We start from the raw sequence: 22796 nt of genomic DNA, 5'->3' as shown, positions 1-22796 counted from the left end.
AAATGGCCGCACCATGCTCAAGGGTGCGGCCTTATGCATGGAGACGAACAATGAACACGCAGGCAAATACAGCCAGACAGGCAACGGTTGAAGTCGTACACGGCTTTGTCGACGGTGGCACCGGAGGAAATCCCGCAGGTGTCATTTTGGACGCTGATGAATTGAGTGAGCAAGACATGCAGGACATTGCAGCAAGGGTTGGATTGTCCGAAACGGCCTTTGTCTCTCGGTCCGAGACCGAAGGCTTCAAGCTGGATTTCTTCACACCGAACCGACGCATCGCTCATTGCGGTCACGCGACAATCGCAGCCTTTTCGCACCTTGATGCGTTAGGTCGGATCCCCAACCCCGATACTTCCAAGGAGACGGTTGATGGGCCGAGGCGCATCCTCATGAAAGAAGGTGCCGCCTACATGGAGCAATTGGCCCCACGCTATTCAGGAGTTGAAGAGTGGGCCAAAAAGGGCGTGAAAATCGATGATGTTCTGAACTCACTCGGGATCGACAATTCTCAAATTGATCGGAGGTTCCCACCGCTTCTGGTCAATACCGGTAATAGCTTCATCGTTGTTGGTCTTTCAAATGCCAGGGCTCTTGCCAATGTCAAACCAGATTATGCCAAAATCACTCAAATCAGTGAGCAGCTGGATTTGATCGGCTACTACGTCTTCACAAACGATCCCTTAGCGACAAGTCGAGATGCCACGACTCGCATGTTCGCGCCCAGATACGCGATTGAAGAGGAAGCAGCGACCGGGATGGCCGCGGGGCCGCTGGCATGTGTATTGCACGATTTTGGCGATTCATCTCAGCGTTCATTCCAGATCGAGCAAGGAGTGTTTATGAACCCTGCAAGCCCGAGCCTAATTAAAGTTGAATTGGAGGTTGAGGATGGCGCAATCTCGGGCCTCATGGCGGGTGGCTACGGCAAGGTCGCGCGCTCGCTTCAAATTGCTTTCTAGCGACAAAAAAGCTGATCACGTGTGACGTTCGTTGGGGCCAATTCCGCGTAGGACGAGTTTACGAAATGAGTTCATCCCATTGGCGTATGGACTGCTTTTCCATCGCAATGCGACACGAGTATTTGCGTTTCGGAACAAAAATTCGTGCTGCTCGCGGGGGCAGCACGAAATTTCAATGGCCGGGTTGCGCTTGGGGCTGGCATTTGCAGTTCCGGTACAAACCTCGGTTCGTGTTTGATTATTTGGCTCTCGGCGAAGGGGACAAATCTTTTGGGCGCCCGATGTCCTTGACTAACGCGACACCGATAAAAACGTCCCCGGATGCATGATGATGTCAAAATGGTGCATCCCACGTTTCAGATCGAAACTGACGGAATGCCCGGCTTTGCGCAGCTGTTCGGCATAGTCCCGGCTCTGGCGGATGAACTCGGGCGTATCGCGTTCGGCCACGGTCACGTGATAGCGCGGGCCGGGGCGGGGCAGGTGGCGGGTGGGGGACAGGTCGTTCACCTCAACCGGGGTCAATTGCAGGGGGTCGTTGATCGGCGTCAGGCTGATCGGTTCAAGATCATAAATTCCGCTGATCAGGATCACGTCGCGCACACGCAGCCCCGCGCGCGCCAGTTTGTTGGCTGAGCTTGCCATTACCATGCTGACCAACTGAGCCCCGGCGCTGTGCCCGGACAAGGTGATCCGCGACGGGTCAAAACCCAGATCAGATGCGTTGGTTGCTAGCCAGAGCAAAGCGTCGCGACATTCTTCGACCATCTCTCCGATCCGTGCATTCGGGGCGAGTGTGTAGTTCAGCGTCGCAAACGACTGTTCAGCCTCGATCAGGGCAGGTGCCATCATCGCCGAATCGCGCTGGCTGAGGGCTTGCCAATAGCCCCCATGAATAAAGACATGCAGCGGAGCACCAGCACCTTTTGCGGGAAAGAAATCCAGAACCTGAGCGGTTCCATCACCGTAAGAGATGTTCCCGATCACCTCCATCTGCGCGCGATGCTGTGCACTGAGCGCGGCGTAGCTGTCCAGATAGGGTGTGAGGTCTCCACCGATCATTGACGAGGGCGAATACTCCTGATCCAACTCGGCCTGTGTGAACCCCCGGTACAGCATTGCTCACTCCTGATCCGCATACATCAATTCGGTGCGTAGGTCGTAGAGATCATGGAAAAAGCGTAAATCCAAGGCCTTGCGCAAAAACGACACGCCACTGGAGCCGCCGGTGCCGGGTTGGTTGCCGATCACTCTTTCCACCGCTGTGACGTGATCGAAACGCCAGCGCTGGAATAGGGATTCCACGTCCATCAGCTTTTCCGCCAGTGCATAAAGATCCCAATACTGCGACCTATCCCGAAACACCTGCAGCCAGATTTTGACCACGCGCGGATCACCGGAATAGGGCTGTGCAAAGTCGCGGTCTAACAGGTCCTTTGGTACGTCAAAGCCCTGGCGGGACAGCATGAACAACACCTCGTCGTACAGAGATGGTTTGGTCAGCGCATGATTCAGCATCGCCATAACTTCGGGGTCATGCTGATGCACTTTTAGGGTCGCGGGGTCCTTGTTGCCCAGTATGAACTCGATCTGCCGGTACCCATAGCTTTGAAACCCTGAAGAGTTGCCCAGAGCCTGCCGAAACGTCATGTAATCGGCGGGCGTCATGGTCAGCAGGGTTTCCCACGCCGCGATCAACTGTCGCTGGATCGCCTTGACCCTGTCGAGGTTCTTCATCGCCGGGCCGAACTCGTCCTGTTGCAGGAAATGACGTACTTCCACCAGTTGGTGGTGCATCAGTTTCAACCACAACTCGCTGACCTGATGGATGATGATGAACAGCATCTCATCTGGTTGCGCAGGGTCCTGAAAGGTCTTTTGCAGGTTCAGCAGTGTCTTGAGCTGCAGGAAATCGCCATAGCTTTTGCGATGGGTCTGCGCGAAATCGGTGACCAGAGTGTCTTCGATCCCGCGTTCAAGAAATCGATCATCCTTATCGCTCATGTGCTTCTCCCTGCGCCGGCGTCCCCCCATGTGTAGGGGGTGAATCGGCGCAGGGCCAGAGTGTCAGGTCCAGTCGAGGACCACCTTTCCTGACCTACCCGATTTCATCGCGGCAAAACCCTCGGTAAACTCGTCGACTTTCATCTGGTGTGTGATCACGCGAGAAATATCCAGCCCGTTTTGCAGCATGGCAATCATCTTGTACCAGGTCTCGAACATCTCGCGCCCATACACGCCCTTGATGGTGATGGCCTTGAACACGATACGCGACCAATCGACCGGTGATTTCCCGGGCGGAATGCCCAGCAAGGCGATCTTTCCACCCATCACAAGAGCTTCGACCATTTGGTCAAGCGCGGCTTGAGACCCGGACATTTCAAGACCGACGTCGAAGCCTTCTTTCATTCCCAATTCGGTAATGACGTCTTGCAGGTCTTCTTTGGACACGTCGACGGTGCGGACAGTTGGCACCACATGTTCAGCCAGCTTCAGGCGATCTGGATTGATATCGGTAATCACAACATTCCGCGCACTGGCATGGCGCGCAACTGCGGCGGCCATGATTCCGATCGGGCCTGCGCCAGTGATCAGAACATCTTCGCCCAGCAGATCGAAGCTCAGCGCTGTATGAACAGCGTTGCCGAGGGGGTCGAGAATGGCTCCGATCTCATCCGGTATATCGTCGGGCAGTGGCACGACATTAAAAGCCGGCAATTTCAGGTACTGCGCAAAGGCCCCTTGCTCATTCACACCGATCCCGCGAGTGCCGGGGTCGAGGTGGAACTTGCCCGCGCGGCTCTGGCGGCTGTCGGTGGTGATCAGATGCCCCTCTCCGGAACACCGCTGACCGATCTCAAGCCCCGTCACGTTGCGCCCGATCTCGACGATCTCACCGGCGAATTCGTGGCCGGTGATCATCGGAACCGGCACAGTGGCAGAGGCCCATTCATCCCAGTTCCAGATATGAATATCGGTCCCGCAGATGCCGGTTTTGTTGATTTTGATCAGCACCTCTTCCGGCCCGATCTCGGGCACCGGGGCCTGCACCATCCACAGGCCCTCTTCGGGTTTGGATTTTTCCAGTGCCTTCATGGTGTTGGGGCGCATTAGATCACCCCCAGTTCTTTGCCAACCTTGCCAAAGGCGGTCAGCGCGCGATCCAATTCATCCTTGGTTAGAGCCGCATTCATTTGCGTTCTGATCCGCGCTTGTCCGCGTGGAACAACCGGGAAGAAGAAACCCGAGACATAGACGCCCTCATCAAACAGCTTTGTCGCCATGTCCTGCGCCAGCGTCGCTTCGCCCAACATCACCGGGATGATCGGGTGTTCGCCGGGCAGTAGATCAAAGCCCAGATTTTCCAGCCCCGCGCGCCAGTATTTGGCGTTGCCAAACAGCTGGGCACGCAGCATGTCGCCTTCTTCTACAAGACGGATCGCCTCAAGCCCTGCGGCGACGATGGAAGGCGGCAGCGAATTTGAGAACAGATAGGGCCGCGCCCGCTGCCGCAGCAGGTCGATCACTGGCTGCGGCCCGGCGATGTAACCGCCGATTGCCCCCCCAAGTGCCTTGCCCAAAGTTCCTGTTAGAATGTCGACATCAACACCGAAGTGGTCCGGCGTACCCGCACCGTTCGGCCCCATGAAGCCGGTGGCGTGGCAATCATCAACCATGACAATGGCGTCATACTTGTCCGCCAGTTCGCGAATCTTCGGCAGGTTAGCCAGATAGCCATCCATCGAGAACACGCCATCCGTTGCGATCATAATGTGCCGCGCCCCGTCCTCACGCGCCTGTTTCAACCAGGCTTCGAGGTCGTTCATGTCATTATTCATGTAGCGATAGCGCTTGGCCTTGCACAAGCGTACCCCGTCAATGATCGAGGCATGGTTCAGACTGTCCGATATAATCGCGTCCTCGGGTCCGAGCAGCGGTTCAAACAAACCGCCATTGGCATCGAAACAGGCTGCAAACAGGATGGCGTCGTCCTTGTTCAGGAAAGTCGCCAGCTTCTGTTCCAATTCACGATGAATATCCTGCGTCCCGCAGATGAACCGGACCGATGCCATGCCGAATCCTTTGGGCTCCATCGCGCCCTTGGCGGCGTCGATCAACGCCGGATGATCGGCCAGACCCAGATAGTTATTGGCGCACAGGTTGATGACCTGTTTGCCGCCCACCGTAATCTCACCGCCCTGAGGCGAAGTGATCATTCGTTCGCGCTTGTACAAACCTTCGGATTCGATCTGCGCGAGTGTGTCCGTGATGTGGGACAGGAATGCATCTGCCATGGCGACCTCCGTTCAACTGAGTCGCACATCTAACATAGCGGATGAATTTCCCAAATAGGGGAAATTCAATATGAAGGAAAAATTTCCGTGAAGGCGGAATTTTGCCGGATTCAGGCGTTTTTCACGATCAAAAAGACTCGTGCGGGCCCTTTGGCAACAATGGAATGCGCGATGTCTGCAGCGTAACGCGCGGTGTCTCCTTGGTTCAGGTCCGACATGGCGCTGCCGGACGTGACCCTGACCCTGCCTTCCAGCACCGTCAGCTGCTCGTGCGCTCCGCGGGCGTGGGGTTGGCTGTTCAAAGCTCCGCCTTCACCAAACTCAATTTCATAGACCTCGTGACCTCCGGCTTCTTCCGGCGGGGAAAGGATGCGAATACGGCAGTTTTGCCCCATATTGTCGATACTGGGGACCTCAGAGCTTCGCAGAACCTCGATCTGGTCACTGGCTTGTGCGCCTTCCAACAGACCTGCAAAATCCACCTGCAAAGCGCGGGTCAGGTTCCAAAGGGTCGAGATCGTAGGGCTGCTTTCGCCGCGCTCGATCTGGCTGACCATGGACCGGGAAACGCCGCTGAGTTTGGCAACCGCCTCAAGCGACAGTCCTTTTGCCCGGCGTGCCTCTTTCAGGCGTGCAGGCAGGAGGTTCAGGATATCGTCTGTGTTTTCCGTCATGACGGAATCCATGCGTGTTGCGCAACGTAATGTCAATTCCGGGCGTGACAGTGAGTCTAATTTGAAGATCATGCTGCAAGTGCATAATGCGCGCGGGTTTTGGAGGAGAAAATATGACTGACGTAGTGATTCTGGATGGTGCGCGTACCGCCATCGGCACATTTGGCGGCGCTTTGGCCTCGATGGCTCCGATTGATCTGGCAACTGTTGCCTCCGAAGCAGCCCTTGAACGTTCGGGTGTTGAAGGCGCGCAGATCGGCAGCGTTGTCTTTGGTCATGTCATCAACACCGAACCACGCGACATGTATTTATCACGCGTGGCTGCGATGCAGGCGGGTATCCCCAACGGTACGCCGGCCATGAATGTGAACCGTCTGTGCGGGTCCGGGGCTCAGGCCATTGTATCCGCCGTGCAGTCCCTGATGCTTGGCGATGCGGAATTTGCTGTGGCGGGCGGTGCCGAGAGCATGTCGCGCAGCCCTTACATCGTGCCTCAGGCGCGGTGGGGCGCTAAGATGGGTGATGTTACCTCGCTCGATATGATGCTGGGCGCACTGAATTGCCCGTTTGGCACAGGGCATATGGGTGTCACGGCCGAAAACGTGGCCGACGAACATCAGATCAGCCGTGAGCAGATGGACGAGTTTGCCATGACCAGCCAGACCCGTGCGGCTGCTGCGATTGAGGGGGGATTTTTCGAAAGCCAGATCGCTCCGGTGCAGGTCAAGGTCAAACGCGACATGGTCGATTTCCAGGTCGATGAACACCCCAAAGCGACTACAGCCGAGGCGCTGGCCGGGTTGAGGCCAGTGTTCAAGAAAGACGGGCGCGTCACGGCCGGGAATGCCTCGGGCATCAATGACGGCGCGGCTGCGATGGTTCTGGCAACGGCGGACGCGGCAGAAAAAGCCGGTTTGAAACCGAAAGCACGCGTGATCAGCTATGCCCATGCTGGTGTGCGACCCGAAGTTATGGGTATTGGCCCGGTCCCGGCGGTGCAAAACCTGTTCAAGAAGACCGGTTTGTCGGCTGATGATTTCGATGTGATCGAAAGCAACGAAGCTTTCGCCGCACAGGCATTGGCCGTCAATCAGGAGCTGGGTCTGGATGCGGCCAAGGTAAACCCCAACGGCGGTGCCATTGCGCTGGGCCATCCGGTTGGCGCGACCGGCGCGATCATCACCCTCAAGGCGCTGTACGAGTTGGAGCGTACGGGTGGGTCAAAAGCGTTGATCACCATGTGCATTGGCGGTGGTCAGGGGATTGCCCTTGCCATCGAGCGGCTCTGAACGACAACGGAGCAGGGGGGCTGTCTGCCCCCCATTGCGCTTTTGGCGCAATTCCCCCCGAAGGTATTTTTAGCCAGATGAAGCAGGCGGGTTTGAATTAGCCCAGCACCACGGCAATCAGCGTTGCGGCTATTCCAAAGAGCGCACCTATCGTGGCAGGTAGGGCATATGCACCAAAGCCGTTACTCTTTTTGTCGTCTTTTTGGGTTTGCGCGATCAGTGCGTTTTCAACAAGCGCTGGCAGGCGCGGGCCGAAACGGGCGAGCACCATTGCGGTTTTCCCCAAATCCCTCAGAGCGGCGCGAGGGCCGATAGATCGCTTGATGTAGTCTTCGACTACAGGGCGGGCGACCTCCCAGATGTTCATGTGGTCGTCGAGTGAGCGCGCGACACCTTCGACCACCACCATGGTGCGTTGCAGCAGGATCAGCTCGGTTCTTGTTTCCATGCCAAAGCGCTCGGTCACCTCGAATAGGTAATTCAGCAGGCGGCCCATCGAGATATGTGAAGCATCCATGCCGAAGATGGGTTCGCCAACTGCACGCAGGGCGCGGGCGAATTCATCTACGTCCTGGTTTGCGGGGACATATCCTGCTTCGAAATGTACCTCGGCCACGCGTTTATAATCGCGGCGGATGAAACCAAAGAGGATCTCGGCATAAACCCGGCGCGTGTATTCGTCGATATGGCCCATGATGCCATAGTCATAGGCGATGATATCGCCATTGGCGGCAACCTTCAGGTTACCCTGGTGCATGTCGGCATGGAAATACCCGTCGCGCAGGGCGTGCAGCAGGAACAGGCGCAGGACGCGTTCGGCCAGATCGCGGCGGTTGTGGCCTGCGGCGTCGAGGGCTGCGTTGTCGCCCAGCGGGATACCGTCGGCCCAGCTCAGTGTCATCACGCGACGCGCAGACAGCGACCAGACCACGGGCGGCAGCCAGAACCCGGCATCATCCTTGGTGTTGGCGGCGTATTCCGATGCAGCAGAGCTTTCCAGCCGCAGATCGAGTTCGCCACGGACAACGCCATCGAAATGTTCGATCACTTCCATCGGACGCAAACGGCGCGCGCCGGGGGCGAAAAGCTGCACGATACGGGCCGCGAAATAGAAAGCGTCTACATCCTTGCGGAACGCGCGTTCGATGCCGGGTCGCAGGACTTTTACGGCAACATCCTCGCCCGTGCTGACCAGTTTGGCTTTATGGACCTGCGCGATTGATGCGGCGGCGATTGGTTCGCTGAAATCGCTGAACATCTCGGCAACAGGCTGCCCAAGTTCTTTTTCGACCTCGGCCATGGCCTCAGACTTAGAAAACGGGGGTAGTTTGTCCTGAAGAACGCGCAGCTGTTCGGCCAGTTCATTGCCGACGACATCGGGGCGGGTGGACAGCACCTGACCAAACTTGATGTAGGCCGGACCAAGCGCTGTCAGAGCACGGGTGGCAGGCGGCATGTCAGGATCGCCTTTGTAGCCCAGCCACTGGAACGGCTTGCCCAACGCGTGGGCGATAAACCGCAGCGACCGGGGGGCCTCAAAAGCGTCCAGAACCACGTTCATGGCACCGGTGCGCTCTAAAGTGGCGCCTGTGCGGATCAGGCGGATAATATTGTGAGGACCGCGCATCAGATTTTCCAGCCGGAATGCAGCGCGGCGATGCCCATGCTCAGGTTTCGGTACTTGGCGTTCTCGAAGCCAGCAGCGCGGACCATGCCCAGAAAGGTTTCTTGATCGGGGAATTTACGGATAGATTCCACAAGGTACTGATAACTGTCATAGTCATTGGCGATCAGCTTACCCATGCGTGGGATGACGTTGAAGCTGTAGAGATCGTAAAGCTTTTGCAGCCCGTCATTGGGCAACTGGCTGAATTCCAGCACCATCAGGCGACCGCCGGGTTTCAGTACGCGGAACGCTTCGTTCAGGGCCTCTTGCGGGCGGGTGACGTTCCGGATGCCGAAAGAGATCGTGTAAACATCAAAGGTGTTGTCTTCAAACGGCAGGGCCATCGCATCCCCGACCACCCAATTCAGGCTGTCCGACATCTGGTCGGCTTCGGCGCGTTGGCGGCCTTCGACCAGCATAGGTTCGGTCAGGTCCAGAACAGTGGCGTGGCCGTGGCCTGCGCGTTTGAGGAAGCGGAAAGAGATGTCCCCTGTTCCGCCCGCCACATCCAGCAGCCGTTGGCCAGGGCGTGGGGCCAGCCAATCCATCATCGCGTCTTTCCAGACTCGGTGGATGCCCATCGACATGACATCGTTCATCACGTCATATTTCGAGGCCACCGAGTTGAATACGCCCTGCACGCGCCCGGCCTTGTCAGCCTCGCGCACGGTTTCAAACCCGAAATGAGTGGTCTTGTCGCTGTTGTCGGACATTTGCCTTGCCGTTCGTCGAATTTCGCCTCTGTTATAGGGCCATAAGAGGCGCGCACAATGCGGCCCTTTGAATTAGGAGCCGTGTAATGCCCGAATTGCCCGAGGTCGAGACAGTAAGACGCGGCCTGAGCCCTGCGATGGAAGGCGTGGTGATTGAACAGGCAGACGTAAATCGCCCTGATCTGCGCTGGCCCTTCCCCGAGCGTATGGCCGAACGGCTTACGGGTCAGCGGGTGGATCGTTTGCGGCGGCGCTCGAAATATATTCTGGCCGATCTCAGCAGTGGAGAAACGCTGCTGATTCATCTGGGCATGTCGGGCCGCATGACAGTATCAGGTGATCCTTTGGGGCGGTTTGTACATGAGCACCCGATGCCTGAGAAGCATGACCATGTCGTCTTTCACATGGCCAACGGTGCCCGCGTGACCTTCAATGACCCACGTCGGTTTGGCGCCATGGACCTGATGCCGACAGCAACGGCGGATGACCACAAGTTGCTGTCGGTTCTGGGGCCAGAGCCCTTGGGCAATGACTTCCACGAAGAGCACCTGATCGAGGCCTTCAAAGGCAAGAACACCCCGGTCAAATCCGCGCTCTTGAATCAGGGAATCGTTGCCGGATTGGGCAATATCTATGTCTGCGAGGCGCTTTATCGCGGCAAGGTGTCGCCACGTCGCAAAGCCGGGCAGATTTCTGCATCCCGTGTTGCCGCATTGGTTCCGATCATCCGGCAAGTGTTGCAGGACGCCATAGAAGCAGGCGGCTCTTCCTTGCGAGATTTCCGCCAAGCTGATGGAGAACTTGGATATTTTCAGCACAGCTTTGACGTCTATGGGCGCGAGGGAGAGCCTTGCCGGACAGAGGGCTGTGGCGCGACAATCAAGAGAATCACACAGTCCGGTCGCTCATCCTTCTATTGTGTGCAATGCCAAAGATAACTTGATCCAACGAAATCGCGTGATAAGGAATCGTATCTGAACGGAACAACCGGAAGCTTTCACCTCATGGCTTTTGAGACGATCATCGTCGAAATCGAAGACCACGTCGCTCTTATCAAACTCAACCGACCGGATGCGTTGAATGCGCTCAATACCCAGTTGCTGGGTGAGTTGTGTGCCGCGCTGGAAGATGCAGACAGCAACGACAAGGTGCGATGCATTGTGATTACCGGATCGGACAAGGCCTTTGCCGCCGGTGCGGACATCAAGGAAATGTCCGAGATGAGCTTTGTGGACGTCTACAACGTGAACCTGTTTGCCGATGCCAACGACCGGGTTTCGGCGATCCGCAAGCCTATCATCGCCGCTGTTGCGGGCTATGCGTTGGGCGGCGGATGCGAGCTGGCGATGCTGTGCGATTTCATCATCGCCGCAGACACTGCCAAGTTCGGACAGCCCGAGATCAATTTGGGTGTCATCGCGGGGCTCGGTGGAAGTCAGCGCTTGACGCGGTTCGTCGGCAAATCGAAATCGATGGATATGAACCTGACGGGCCGGTTCATGGATGCAGAAGAGGCCGAGCGCGCAGGTTTGGTAAGCCGAGTTGTGCCCGCCAAGAAGTTGATCGAAGAGGCAACTGGAGCGGCTCAAAAGATTGCTGAGAAGTCGCAGATTACCGCCATCGCAGCCAAAGAAGCCGTCAATCGCAGTTATGAACTTCCGCTAAGTGAAGGCATGTTGTTCGAGCGTCGCGTCTTCCATTCGATGTTTGCGACTGAAGACCAGAAAGAAGGCATGGCGGCGTTTCTGGAAAAGCGCGCGGCGCAATTCCGCGACAAGTAAGGCGTAGCTAGCCAAGGTTCGGGGGCGGGCTTTTGCCCGCCTTTTTTTGTCCGGTTCGCAAGCGCAGAGAATCGGCTTGGCAAACCCGAAAAACTTGGATACATACCGCCGCCATACATGCGCGTGCGGCCCGCTTGGCCCGACTCACACTCGTGATTTCTGATCCGGTGCGGATATGTCCGTGGCGCGCAACCCAAGATAACCGTACCGAACGAAGGTCAGAAACACATGGCAAATTCGCCCCAGGCAAAGAAACGCGCACGTCAGAACGAAAAGCGTTTCGCAGTCAACAAAGCGCGTCGTTCGCGCATCCGTACTTACCTGCGCAAAGTCGAAGAAGCGATTGCTTCTGGCGACAAGGACGCGGCAACCGCTGCTCTGCGTGCCGCTCAGCCTGAACTGATGCGCGGTGTTACCAAAGGTGTGTTCCACAAAAACACCGCAGCCCGCAAGATGTCGCGCCTGTCGGCCCGCGTCAAAGCACTGGGCTAAGTCCACTGATTGACCAATGGTCATGTCAGCAAGGCTGATCTAAATACAAGGCGTCGCGTGAAGCGGCGCCTTCTTTCGTGTTGCCGGAAAACCGCGCCTTCACAAAACTGAGAGATTCTTTCGGCCAAAGAACCGAGTCAATAACAGAGTTTCGTTGCCGCGCCCCGCAAGGAGTTGTTACCACTGTAATCAGCGATTCACTCGCTTGGGGGGACAGGCTGTTTCTTCGGTCGAACTGACGGGCATCAGGACGATCCGGAGAAGTTGTCGACGACTGGCTGATGTCAGGCTGCCGATTTGTCGAGAAATCCGGGACAAGCCCGGTGTGCTCGGCCCTGTCTAAAAAATTGAGAGTGCGACGTGCAACCCGGTTTTCCGGACGCTCAACTATTGCCGGGCGTTTAGCGGGGACATGTGTGCATTTGAAAGACATCCCGCCAAACCGGGTTGGTTTTGGCGCTTGGATACCTGTGTGCGAGTGAACGCTTAACCGGGCGACCGGGTTTGTATGAATAAGGCCGACAGGCCAATAAGAATGGGATGCGTGAGGCGCTGAATGACACAAGAGAAATGGGGACTACTGCGTAACAAATTGCTGAAGGCCGTCGGTCGGAACAACTACACCACCTGGATCGAGCCTTTGGAATTTAAGGAGCTGCAGAATGGTGTGGCGGTTTTTTCCGTGCCGACCAATTTTATGGGCAACTATGTCAGTCAAAATTTTGCAGACCTCATTTTGTATGAACTGAACACGGCAGGTGAAACCGTGCAGCGGCTGGATTTCCGGGTTGCCGCCAATTCGCCCGCACGTCCGAAACCAAACTTGCAAGCGGCCCCGGACGCGCCTGCAGATCCTGTTGTCGCGCCCGTGGCTGAGGTTGCCTCGGATGCGCTCGAGTCCTTGCAGGCCGCGCCTTTGGATTCCCGCTTTACCTTTGACAGCTTTGTTGTGGGCAAGCCCAACGAACTGGCGCATGCCGCCGCCCGCCGTGTCTCGGAAGGCGGACCTGTCACCTTCAACCCGCTGGTTTTGTATGGTGGTGTGGGTTTAGGTAAAACCCACCTGATGCACGCCATCGCGTGGGAGCTGAAGACAAAACATCCTGAGCTTAACGTGCTTTACCTTTCGGCCGAGCAATTCATGTATCGCTTTGTTCAGGCGCTGCGTGAACGCCGGATGATGGATTTCAAACACTTGTTCCGCTCGGTCGATGTGTTGATGGTGGATGACGTGCAATTCATCGCGGGCAAGGATTCGACGCAGGAAGAGTTCTTTCACACCTTCAATGCGCTTGTGGATCAGAACAAGCAGATCATCATTTCGGCCGACCGCGCCCCGGGTGAGATCAAGGATCTGGAAGACCGTGTGAAATCGCGCCTGCAATGCGGTCTGGTCGTCGACCTGCATCCAACTGACTACGAACTGCGCCTGGGCATCCTGCAGAACAAGGTGCAGCAGTACAGCAGCACCTATCCCGATCTATCGATTGCCGATGGTGTTCTGGAGTTTCTGGCGCATCGCATCTCGACCAATGTCCGCGTTCTGGAAGGTGCTCTGACCCGTCTGTTCGCCTTCGCATCGCTGGTGGGCCGCGAAATCGATATGGAGCTGACACAGGACTGTCTGGCTGACGTGCTGCGTGCCTCAGAACGAAAGATCAGCGTTGAGGAGATCCAGCGGAAAGTGTCCGAATATTACAATATTCGCCTTTCCGACATAATCGGGCCCAAGCGCCTGCGGTCTTATGCGCGTCCGCGCCAGGTGGCGATGTATCTGTGCAAGCAGCTCACCAGCCGCTCGTTGCCCGAGATTGGCCGCCGTTTTGGCGGGCGAGACCACACAACGGTCATGCACGGCGTGAAACGTATTGAAGAGCTGAAACTGACCGACGGTCAGATCGCCGAAGATGTAGAAATGCTGCGGCGGTCGCTGGAAGCCTGATCTGAGCATTTCATGAAGAAAACGCCCCGGTGCTTTGCGTCCGGGGCGTTTTCTTGTGCGCATTAATCCACGGTTGGACCAGAACTGAGGCTAGTTTGGCACGATGCCCTTGACGCTAAGGGCTTTCCAACCCAGAAATCCGTAAAAAATCCTTGTGCCTCAGGGTGGAACCGCTAACGTGCCAGTCCCGCCCATGTCGGTACGCAAGTCAGAGGAACTGAGGGTATGAAGATCAGCATTGAACGCGGCACCCTTCTCAAGGCCGTTTCGCAGGCTCAATCCGTTGTGGAACGGCGCAATACCATTCCCATACTTGCCAACGTGCTGATTGAGGCGGAGGGCGATCAGGCCCAGTTCCGCGCCACCGATCTGGATATCGAAGTGCTCGATAAAGCGCCCGCGCAGGTCGAGAAAGCCGGTGCGACCACTGTTGCGGCGACCACCCTGCATGAGATCGTGCGGAAACTGCCGGATGGGGCGCTGGTGACTCTGACCGCAGACAGTGCTGCAGGTCGGTTGACCGTCGAGGCAGGCCGGTCAAATTTCTCGTTGGCGACGCTGCCGAAAGAAGATTTTCCGGTCATGGCGTCCTCGGAATATCAATCGAATTTCACCGCGTCAGCGGCGCTGCTGCGTCGGCTGTTCGACAAATCGAAATTCGCCATCTCGACGGAAGAGACCCGGTACTACCTGAACGGTGTCTACATGCATGTGGCTGATGGCTCTGACGGCGGCAAAGTTCTGCGTTGTGTGGCCACCGACGGTCACCGTCTGGCGCGTATCGATGCAGATCTGCCGGATGGGGCCGCAGACATGGCGGGAGTGATCGTGCCACGCAAAACCGTGGGCGAGCTGCGCAAGCTGCTGGACGATGATGAAATGGATATCGCCGTTTCGGTCAGCGAAACCAAAGTACGTTTTGCCACGCCGGATATAACTCTGACCTCGAAGGTCATCGATGGCACATTCCCCGATTACACACGCGTCATCCCGCAAGGGAACACGCGCAAGCTTGAGGTCGATGCGGCCGAGTTTGCGCAGGCTGTAGACCGGGTGGCGACAGTGTCGTCCGAACGGTCGCGTGCGGTAAAGCTGCAACTGGACGGCGACAAGCTGGTCCTTTCGGTTAATGCACCAGACAGTGGCGCTGCTGAAGAAGAACTGGCCGTCGCCTATGGGGATGAACGGTTGGAGATCGGGTTTAACGCCAAGTATTTGCTAGAGATTGCGTCTCAGGTCGATCGTGAGAATGCAGTGTTCCTGTTTAACTCTGCGGGTGATCCGACCCTGATGCGCGAAGGCAATGACCAGAGCGCGGTTTACGTTGTCATGCCGATGCGCGTCTGATCGCGCTGGCGCGCGATGCCTTCGGCGACCGTATTTTTGACAAGAAGAAGGGAGGGGTCATGGGATTGGCCCTGACCGAGCTTACGGTCTCGCATTTTCGATCTCACAAACTGGCGCGGGTGTCTTTGGATGGGCGGCCCGTCGCGATTCATGGGCCGAACGGAGCCGGCAAGACCAACATCCTTGAAGCGGTATCTTTGTTTTCGCCTGGGCGCGGAATGAGGCGCGCGAGCGCGGCAGAGATGACGCGGCGGCCCGAGGCGTTGGGCTGGAAGGTGTCAGGGGTGTTGGGTGCGCAGGGGCAGCGATATGAGATCGAAACCTGGTCCGAGGGCGGTGCGGCGCGGCAGGTTCGGATTGACGAAAAAGCCTCGAGCCAGATCGAGCTTGGTAAACTGGCGCGGGTCGTTTGGCTGATCCCTTCGATGGACCGGCTTTGGATCGAAGGAGCCGAAGGGCGGCGGCGATTTCTGGACCGTATCGCGCTGAGTTTTGATCCGACCCATGCCGAAGCGTCTTTGTCATATGAAAAAGCTATGCGGGAACGGAACCGTCTGTTGAAAGAGCAGGTGAGGGATGCCCATTGGTATGCGGCCTTGGAGGGTCAGATGGCTGAGTCCGGACATCGCATCCATGCTGCGCGCCTTTCGGCGTTGGATTATCTGCGTGCCGCGCAGGATCGGGCGGAGACGGCTTTTCCGTCGGCTGAGCTGGAATTGATCCAGACTGAAGGCGCGATGCCTGAGACAGCAGAGGATCTGCGTGACGCCTTGAGTGAGAGTCGCTTCCGGGATCTGGCTGCGGGCCGGACTTTGGTAGGGCCGCATCGGTCAGACGTGTATGGGGTTTTTGCTGCAAAGGGCGTTCCGGCCAAGGATTGCTCGACAGGCGAGCAGAAAGCGTTGCTTGTGTCTTTGATTTTGTCGAACGCGCGTGCGCTGGCAGAGATGGTTGGGGCGCCTCCGATTGTACTGTTGGACGAAGTGGCTGCCCATCTGGACGCAGGTCGGCGCGCGGCGCTTTATGATGAGATTTGCGCTCTGGGGGCTCAGGCCTGGATGACGGGCACCGGGCCTGAGTTGTTTACTGAATTGGGGGACCGGGCCCAAACGGTGGTTGTCACCGAAGGGGATGAGGGCTCGGTCGTGACCGCTTAGGCCGGTTCGCTGACTTTACGTTCCCACAGGAAGCCGCGCATAACTTCGTCGACCGGGGTTTTGGCCATGTGGTTGACGTAGTTCGACATGGTTTTTTGTGCCAGGCCCAGCACCACATCCAGAACAGCGCGGTGTGAATAGCCCGCATCGAAGAACGCCTGCAGCTGTTCCTCGGTCGGGTTGCCACGTGTTTCCATAACTTGCAGAGTGAAGGTGCGCAGTGCCTCGAGCTTGGCCGAAGGCAGCGGAGTTTCATTGCGCAGCGCCTCGGTGATTTCGTCCGAGACTTTCATCATCTTGGCGATACCGGTGTGCGCGGGCACGCAATAGTGGCACTCGTTTTCCACGTTGATGGTCTGCCAAACAACGGTTTTCTCATCGTTGCCGAAATCGGTTTGCAAGAAGAGGCCGTGCAGAACCTGATAACCTTCCAGGTGCTGCGGGCTTTCGGCCATCACCTTGTGCAAACCGGGCAAGCGACCAAACGCGGCCTGCGATTTTTCGAGAAGAGGTTTGGACCCTTCGGGAGCGGTTTCGAGGTCGTGCGACGGAAAATTGGCCATGTCGGAACTCCTGTTTTTGGCGCGATGAATTGTATTTAGAGTTTATTGAACGATCGCTCAAGTATATACTTGAGTGAACGTTCAAGAATTGGTGATGCTGATGCCCCGGAAACCCGCATATGATCGTGATGCTCTGATTGCTAAAGCAAAGGACATCTTCTGGCGTCAGGGCTGGGCCGGGACGTCGTTGAAGGATTTGGAGCGGGAATTGAAGCTAAAGCCCGGCAGTTTTTATGCGGCATTCGGCTCGAAGGATGCGCTCTATGCGCTGACGATGGAAAGCTACACCCGGGAAGGCGTGGCACGCCTAAAGGCTTTGGCTGAAAAGTTGGGGCCCAAAGGGGCGTTGAAAGCGCAGCCCCGTTTCGTGATCGAAGCGGTCGAGAACCCGACGAAAGCCTGCATGTTGGCAAAGACATATGCGGAGTTGCAAGCGAAAGATCACGATCTTGCGGATCAAGCTGCGCGGCACATGACTGAGATGAAAGCGTGTTTTGCTGAGCTGTTCCGAAGCGCTCAGAAAGCTGGTGAAATCCGGTCCGAACACGATCCGGATCGGCTGGCGGCACGGTATCAATCGGACATTCTGGGGCTGAGATTGTCGGCAGAGCGCAAGGATGTGGACGCAGATGAAATAGCGGCGGATATTGCCGCTGACATCGACCGTTTGTGAGCCTTTTGCCGGCAGCCAAAAAACGACCCGCCAAACCACAAAATCTTGGGGGATCGCGTGACATTCCCCACCAGAAAACGTATAAGTTACCAAAATAATATAGGTACTGACTGAATGTCCGAAGACGCACAGGCTCCTCAAGAATACGGCGCAGATTCCATTAAAGTTCTCAAAGGGTTAGAGGCCGTTCGCAAGCGCCCCGGCATGTATATCGGGGACACGGATGATGGCTCGGGCCTGCACCACATGGTGTATGAGGTGGTCGACAACGGGATCGACGAAGCCTTGGCGGGGCATGCTGACCATGTCACGGTAAAAATCCACGCGGATTCCAGCGTTTCTGTCAGTGATAACGGGCGCGGAATTCCGGTCGATATTCACCCGGAAGAGGGCGTTTCAGCGGCTGAAGTCATTATGACCCAACTGCACGCGGGCGGTAAGTTCGACAGCAATTCCTACAAGGTGTCGGGCGGTCTGCACGGCGTGGGCGTTTCGGTTGTGAACGCCCTGTCCGATTGGCTGGAATTGCGCATCTGGCGTGCGGGCAAGGAACATGTCGCACGCTTTGAGGGTGGCGAGACAGCGGAACATCTGAAGGTCGTGGGTGATTGCGGCGATCGAACAGGAACCGAAGTGCGGTTTCTGGCCTCGACCAACACGTTTTCGAACCTCGAATACTCATTCGACACGCTGGAAAAGCGTCTGCGCGAGTTGGCCTTCCTGAACTCAGGCGTGCGGATCATCCTGATTGATGAACGCCCTGCCGAGCGGTTGGAGACCGAGCTGTTCTATGAGGGCGGTGTCAAGGAGTTCGTCAAGTATCTCGATCGGTCCAAGACCCCGGCCATGCCCGAGCCGATCTATATCAAGGGTGAGCGTGACGACATCGGCGTGGAAATCGCGATGTGGTGGAATGACAGCTACCATGAGACGGTTCTGCCCTTCACCAACAACATTCCGCAGCGGGATGGCGGTACGCATGTCGCCGGTTTCCGGGGCGCTTTGACTCGGACAATCAACAATTATGCGCAGTCCAGCGGGATCGCAAAGAAGGAAAAGGTCAGCTTCACAGGGGACGATGCGCGTGAGGGTCTGACCTGCGTGCTGTCGGTAAAGGTGCCAGACCCGAAATTCTCATCCCAAACCAAGGACAAGCTTGTCTCGTCCGAGGTTCGCCCGGCGGTCGAAGGTTTGATGAATGAAAAACTGGCCGAGTGGTTTGAAGAAAACCCCAATGAAGCCAAGGGTATCGTCGGCAAGATCATCGAGGCTGCTCTGGCCCGTGAGGCTGCCCGAAAGGCCCGTGAACTGACTCGCCGCAAGACGGCGATGGATGTGAACTATCTGGCCGGTAAGCTGAAGGATTGTTCCGAGAAAGACCCGTCCAAAACCGAAGTTTTCCTGGTCGAGGGGGACTCGGCAGGTGGTTCCGCGCAAACAGGTCGGGATCGTCTGACTCAGGCTGTTTTGCCCTTGCGCGGGAAAATCCTGAACGTGGAACGCGCGCGGTTTGATCGAATGCTGTCGTCGCAGGAAATCGGCAACCTAGTGATGGCGCTGGGCACTGGTATTGGCCGCGATGAGTTCAACATCGAAAAGCTGCGCTACCACAAGATCGTCATCATGACCGACGCCGACGTGGACGGTGCACATATCCGGACGCTGCTGCTGACCTTCTTCTACCGGCAGATGCCGGAACTGATCGAGGGCGGGTACCTTTATATCGCTCAGCCACCGCTTTATAAGGTTTCACGAGGTAAATCAGAGGTTTACCTGAAGGATCAGGCCGCGCTGGACGACTATCTGATCAATCAGGGCGTCGAAGGGGCCGTGTTGAAGCTTGGCTCGGGTGAAGAAATCATCGGCCAAGACCTCACGCGTGTCGTAGACGAAGCGCGCCAATTGAAGCGTGTTCTGGACGCCTTCCCGACGCATTACCCGCGTCACATTCTGGAACAGGCTGCCGTAGCCGGGGCCTTCGTGCCAGGTGCCGTTGATGCCGACCTGCAAGGCGTGGCTGACAAAGTTGCTGCCCGTCTCGACTTGATCGCGCTGGAATATGAACGCGGCTGGCAAGGCCGGATCACTCAGGATCACGGCATCCGACTGGCCCGTATCCTGCGCGGTGTGGAAGAGGTGCGCACGCTGGACGGCCCCATGCTGCGTTCGGGCGAAGCGCGAAAAACCGGCAGCTTCACTCAGAGCCTGCAAGAGGTCTACAACACCCCGGCAACGCTGGTGCGTCGCGACCGTTCCCAAGTGATCCACGGACCGCTAGACCTGCTGCGCGCTATCCTGGAAGAGGGCGAGAAGGGTCTGTCGCTGCAACGCTACAAAGGTTTGGGTGAAATGAACCCGGATCAGCTGTGGGAGACCACACTGGACCCGGACGCCCGCACGCTGCTGCAGGTGCGCGTGGACGATATGGTCGAGGCCGACGATCTGTTCACCAAGCTGATGGGTGACGTGGTCGAACCACGCCGCGAATTCATCCAGAAAAACGCGTTGAGTGTTGAGAACTTGGATTTTTGATCGTTTGTAGGTTTGCGCATAACACTTCGCGCACCCCATAAGTTTACGTAGTTCGCCCATAGTTTTGCGCTGCGCGTTTGTCTGCATTAGCGACGAATTCAATCAGTTTATGGCTTAGTCGTCGCGGTTATGGCCCTTTGCATTGCTCAACCCCGCAAAGGGCCTCCCTAAGGAAACTTGGATTCTCGCGAAGGTCTGCGATGCGCAGAAAGCTGACTTTGCAAAGTCACAGTCTCCACTTCAAGCAGCACTTCAATGCTTGGTGGGCGCCAGATTGATAATCGTATTAAGCAATTTCATTTAAGTATTACTTCATGACATTCTGTTTTATCCACAGTCTGGGCACGTAACACACTGGCTTTCATATGCTTAAGACAGGCGGTTTTTAATTCGAATTTGCTTCACGCGCAGCTTTGGCTCGAAAACTTGCCAATTTTGACGCGTCAAATTTTGCAGCCCCGGAACCTAATTTTCCAATGGCGCTTGGATCGTTGACCTCATCCGCGTCAGTGAACTTCCAACCATAAGCTGGGAGATCATCGCCAGCCTCTACATACTGAGCTTCAAATGAATACGTTGCTCTCATTGGAACGAACCCATCCACGAAATTCATCGTCCTCTCTGACGGCGAAATAGAAACTATCCCTGTAAGGCGAACTGGCTCGTGAAAGCGTTCTGGATACCAACCTTCCGGCAATCGAACACGAATAAGCTGGTTTGGGTTCGGTGGAGGCGTATGGCTGCACATACCTCTCTCCGGAACCAAGTAAGCGACGTTTGTACCATCAGGATCCGGTGGTGCGGGTATCGCATAGCCCGCCAGCTTTACGACTTTTCCGTCAATTTCTGGATTACCAGCCGTGGCGGCTTTCTTTCGTCGCTCTGCAACGACCCATCGTTGTTCAATCAACCAATCAACGTCGATCCCAGCCTTTTGCAGCGGCGTCTCATTTTCCAGAATTTTCGCTTCAAGACTTTTGCGGACATCTTCGGAATGGGCTCCACTATCCAGTCTGAGCTTTAGTCGGACGACTTCAACAAGACCACTAAGCTGGTCAGGTGTCAGTTCTTTGAAAGGATCTACGTATTCCTGAGATTCTTCATCAATCAATTGGTTCCAGTCTAACTCAGCGATTTCTGCGGACAACGACGTTGAAATCAAAGAGGCAACACAGACTATTCTCCAAATCTTCATGACTTATCCTTTTCAACCGTATGGCCACTTGGATGTTGGTCAATGCGTCATCACCTGCCAGCTTAAGACATTTATGGACACTTGGGCTCTAAGCGAAACACAGTTCAAAGCTCGTTTTTATAGATGACTCCGTCCTTCATAATCAGGTCGAAGTTTTCTTGTGGGTCCCCTACAAGCTCCAAGTTTTCAAGCGGGTTGCCGTCCACGAGGATCAGATCAGCGTATGCGCCATCTCTGATAACTCCGAGTGGACCGTCTTGGTAGGGATGACGAGGGCCACTCATTTCCATTAGGCGGGCATTTTCAGAGGTCGCTATCTTGAGCGCTTGATAAGGCGTCATCCAAGTTCCCAACCTCACAAGATATTCGCTCTGTTGATACGCCTTTGATGGATCCATGAGTTGATCGGTGCCAAAGGCGAGATTCACGCCAATTTCGACGGCCATTGGGTACAGCGCGTCTACAGCATCAGTCACCTGTTTCCACTTTTTGGCACTAACTGGGCTATCCCAAACCATATCGGCCTCAAACATCGCCTGAGGACTGAGCCAAGCGCCTTTTTCCTTCATCAATTCCAGTGTTTCTCTTGATGCGAAGAAGCCGTGCTCAATGCTCATCACGCCGTTTTCTATTGAGGTACGGATACCTCTGTCTGTCATCACATGCGCCAAAACATAGGTGTTAAAGTTCGTTGCCTCTTCGACTACCGCACGAATTTCGTCGACCGAATACTCGCTCACATCCAGCGGATCGTATTGGGAAGAGACACCACCACCAGTCGTGATTTTGACCTGAGTAGCACCAAACTTGAGGATTTCTCTGGTTCTCTTTCTGACTTCCGGTACGCCATCAGAAATCATCGCCATCATATTTTTTTCCCAATAACTCAGTTCAGAGTTGGAGTTTCTTGGGTTTTCAAGCAGCGTGTGAAAGTCGGCATGGCCTGACGTTTGGCTCATGAATGGTCCGGAGGGCAAAATGCGGTGACCGGGGTATTCACCAGCGTCAATCAGTTTCTTGATCGTAAACGGATTTCCGCCAGGGTCTCTAACGGTGGTAAATCCACGCATTAAAGTCTCTTCAGCCCCCTTCATACTGCGAATGGCCACTTCCGACATGTCGCCTTGATTCAACATTAGAACGGATGCAGGGGTGTAGGCATACGTCGTGTGCCAATGGACATCGATCAATCCTGGGATCATCGTGCGACCGCCACCGTCAATCACCACCGCGTTCTCGGCTTCGATTGGGTCGGAAGAAACAGCGGTTATGAGATTATCTTCGATCAAAACGTTAGCATTCTCGATGCGTGCTTCGTTTACCCCGTCAAAAACATGAACATTCGTTATGAGAGTTCTTGTAGAATCCTCTTGAGCGCTCGCCAGCGTTGCCAGCATGCTTGAGATTACCAAGCAGAGCGTTGACAATTGATTTTTGCGCATATCTTTCACCCTAGGAATATCAAAGCATTCGATTGTTTAATTTTAACGAAGGTAGCCAACTCTCCGAGGAAAA

Annotated in this window: 20 protein-coding genes; 10 read left to right on the top strand and 10 right to left on the bottom strand. The window is 56.0% G+C overall.

What is annotated here, in order from left to right; all coding sequences use genetic code 11:
* The first annotated feature begins 2 nt into the window (after nucleotides 1-2).
* Entirely contained in the window at nucleotides 3-962 is a 960-nt protein-coding gene (locus GS630_RS18950; protein WP_371809165.1) for a PhzF family phenazine biosynthesis protein, read from the top strand.
* 291 nt (nucleotides 963-1253) lie between these two features.
* Here GS630_RS18950 and GS630_RS18945 read toward each other — a convergent pair whose 3' ends face one another.
* The 5 genes from GS630_RS18945 to GS630_RS18925 all read right to left on the bottom strand — a co-directional run bounded on the left by GS630_RS18945 (nucleotide 1254) and on the right by GS630_RS18925 (nucleotide 5931).
* Nucleotides 1254-2081, bottom strand: a complete 828-nt coding sequence (locus tag GS630_RS18945; protein ID WP_171181185.1) for an alpha/beta hydrolase — start codon at nucleotides 2079-2081, stop codon at nucleotides 1254-1256.
* A 3-nt stretch (nucleotides 2082-2084) separates the two neighbouring features.
* Nucleotides 2085-2966: a tryptophan 2,3-dioxygenase gene (locus GS630_RS18940; protein ID WP_171181187.1), complete on the bottom strand. Its 882-nt coding sequence runs from the start codon at nucleotides 2964-2966 to the stop codon at nucleotides 2085-2087.
* A gap of 63 nt (nucleotides 2967-3029) precedes the next feature.
* Entirely contained in the window at nucleotides 3030-4058 is a 1029-nt protein-coding gene (gene tdh / locus GS630_RS18935; protein ID WP_171181246.1) for an L-threonine 3-dehydrogenase, read from the bottom strand.
* Between the two features lie 14 nt (nucleotides 4059-4072).
* The gene (locus tag GS630_RS18930) at nucleotides 4073-5257 is read right to left on the bottom strand and encodes a glycine C-acetyltransferase (RefSeq protein ID WP_171621125.1); all 1185 of its coding nucleotides are present in this window, start codon (nucleotides 5255-5257) and stop codon (nucleotides 4073-4075) included.
* Nucleotides 5258-5367: 110 nt separating this feature from the next.
* Nucleotides 5368-5931 (bottom strand): helix-turn-helix domain-containing protein, encoded by a 564-nt coding sequence (locus GS630_RS18925; protein WP_171181191.1) that lies wholly within the window; start codon nucleotides 5929-5931, stop codon nucleotides 5368-5370.
* 113 nt (nucleotides 5932-6044) lie between these two features.
* Between GS630_RS18925 and GS630_RS18920 the strand changes: the two genes are divergently transcribed.
* On the top strand, nucleotides 6045-7220 hold the full coding sequence (locus GS630_RS18920; RefSeq protein WP_171621124.1) for an acetyl-CoA C-acyltransferase family protein: 1176 nt from the start codon (nucleotides 6045-6047) through the stop codon (nucleotides 7218-7220).
* A 97-nt stretch (nucleotides 7221-7317) separates the two neighbouring features.
* Here GS630_RS18920 and ubiB read toward each other — a convergent pair whose 3' ends face one another.
* On the bottom strand, nucleotides 7318-8847 hold the full coding sequence (gene ubiB / locus GS630_RS18915; protein ID WP_171621123.1) for a 2-polyprenylphenol 6-hydroxylase: 1530 nt from the start codon (nucleotides 8845-8847) through the stop codon (nucleotides 7318-7320).
* Complete coding sequence (gene ubiE / locus GS630_RS18910; RefSeq protein ID WP_171181199.1) at nucleotides 8847-9599, bottom strand: bifunctional demethylmenaquinone methyltransferase/2-methoxy-6-polyprenyl-1,4-benzoquinol methylase UbiE; 753 nt, start codon at nucleotides 9597-9599, stop codon at nucleotides 8847-8849. The genes ubiB and ubiE overlap by 1 nt, the downstream gene beginning before the upstream one ends.
* Before the next feature lie 86 nt (nucleotides 9600-9685).
* On the opposite strand from ubiE, the gene mutM reads away from it, so the two are divergent.
* From mutM to recF, 6 genes are all read left to right on the top strand, one after another.
* Nucleotides 9686-10537, top strand: a complete 852-nt coding sequence (gene mutM, locus GS630_RS18905) for a bifunctional DNA-formamidopyrimidine glycosylase/DNA-(apurinic or apyrimidinic site) lyase (RefSeq protein WP_171181201.1) — start codon at nucleotides 9686-9688, stop codon at nucleotides 10535-10537.
* Nucleotides 10538-10603: 66 nt separating this feature from the next.
* Nucleotides 10604-11380 carry an enoyl-CoA hydratase gene (locus GS630_RS18900; RefSeq protein ID WP_171181203.1) on the top strand — a complete coding sequence of 259 codons (777 nt, stop codon included), beginning with the start codon at nucleotides 10604-10606 and terminating at the stop codon, nucleotides 11378-11380.
* A 228-nt stretch (nucleotides 11381-11608) separates the two neighbouring features.
* Entirely contained in the window at nucleotides 11609-11872 is a 264-nt protein-coding gene (gene rpsT / locus GS630_RS18895) for a 30S ribosomal protein S20 (protein WP_039541017.1), read from the top strand.
* 556 nt (nucleotides 11873-12428) lie between these two features.
* Nucleotides 12429-13814 (top strand): chromosomal replication initiator protein DnaA, encoded by a 1386-nt coding sequence (dnaA, locus tag GS630_RS18890; protein WP_171181206.1) that lies wholly within the window; start codon nucleotides 12429-12431, stop codon nucleotides 13812-13814.
* 225 nt (nucleotides 13815-14039) lie between these two features.
* On the top strand, nucleotides 14040-15161 hold the full coding sequence (gene dnaN / locus GS630_RS18885) for a DNA polymerase III subunit beta (RefSeq protein ID WP_171181209.1): 1122 nt from the start codon (nucleotides 14040-14042) through the stop codon (nucleotides 15159-15161).
* A 59-nt stretch (nucleotides 15162-15220) separates the two neighbouring features.
* Nucleotides 15221-16318 carry a DNA replication/repair protein RecF gene (gene recF / locus GS630_RS18880; protein ID WP_171621122.1) on the top strand — a complete coding sequence of 366 codons (1098 nt, stop codon included), beginning with the start codon at nucleotides 15221-15223 and terminating at the stop codon, nucleotides 16316-16318.
* Here the strand turns inward: recF and GS630_RS18875 are convergent.
* Nucleotides 16315-16881 carry a carboxymuconolactone decarboxylase family protein gene (locus GS630_RS18875; protein ID WP_171181213.1) on the bottom strand — a complete coding sequence of 189 codons (567 nt, stop codon included), beginning with the start codon at nucleotides 16879-16881 and terminating at the stop codon, nucleotides 16315-16317. The genes recF and GS630_RS18875 overlap by 4 nt on opposite strands.
* 100 nt (nucleotides 16882-16981) lie before the next feature.
* On the opposite strand from GS630_RS18875, the gene GS630_RS18870 reads away from it, so the two are divergent.
* Both GS630_RS18870 and gyrB read left to right on the top strand, forming a co-directional pair.
* Nucleotides 16982-17554, top strand: a complete 573-nt coding sequence (locus GS630_RS18870; RefSeq protein ID WP_171621121.1) for a TetR/AcrR family transcriptional regulator — start codon at nucleotides 16982-16984, stop codon at nucleotides 17552-17554.
* Nucleotides 17555-17668: 114 nt separating this feature from the next.
* Entirely contained in the window at nucleotides 17669-20086 is a 2418-nt protein-coding gene (gene gyrB, locus GS630_RS18865; RefSeq protein WP_171181218.1) for a DNA topoisomerase (ATP-hydrolyzing) subunit B, read from the top strand.
* A gap of 385 nt (nucleotides 20087-20471) precedes the next feature.
* Here gyrB and GS630_RS18860 read toward each other — a convergent pair whose 3' ends face one another.
* Complete coding sequence (locus tag GS630_RS18860; protein WP_170380014.1) at nucleotides 20472-21281, bottom strand: DUF3299 domain-containing protein; 810 nt, start codon at nucleotides 21279-21281, stop codon at nucleotides 20472-20474.
* A gap of 104 nt (nucleotides 21282-21385) precedes the next feature.
* On the bottom strand, nucleotides 21386-22723 hold the full coding sequence (locus tag GS630_RS18855) for an amidohydrolase family protein (RefSeq protein ID WP_170380015.1): 1338 nt from the start codon (nucleotides 22721-22723) through the stop codon (nucleotides 21386-21388).
* Between the last annotated feature and the right edge of the window lie 73 nt (nucleotides 22724-22796).

This window comes from Ruegeria sp. HKCCD7303 (assembly GCF_013111185.1).
Lineage (GTDB): Bacteria > Pseudomonadota > Alphaproteobacteria > Rhodobacterales > Rhodobacteraceae > Ruegeria.
The sequence above is the reverse complement of the archived record's forward strand: the minus strand, read 5'-3'. Positions and strand labels throughout refer to the sequence as shown.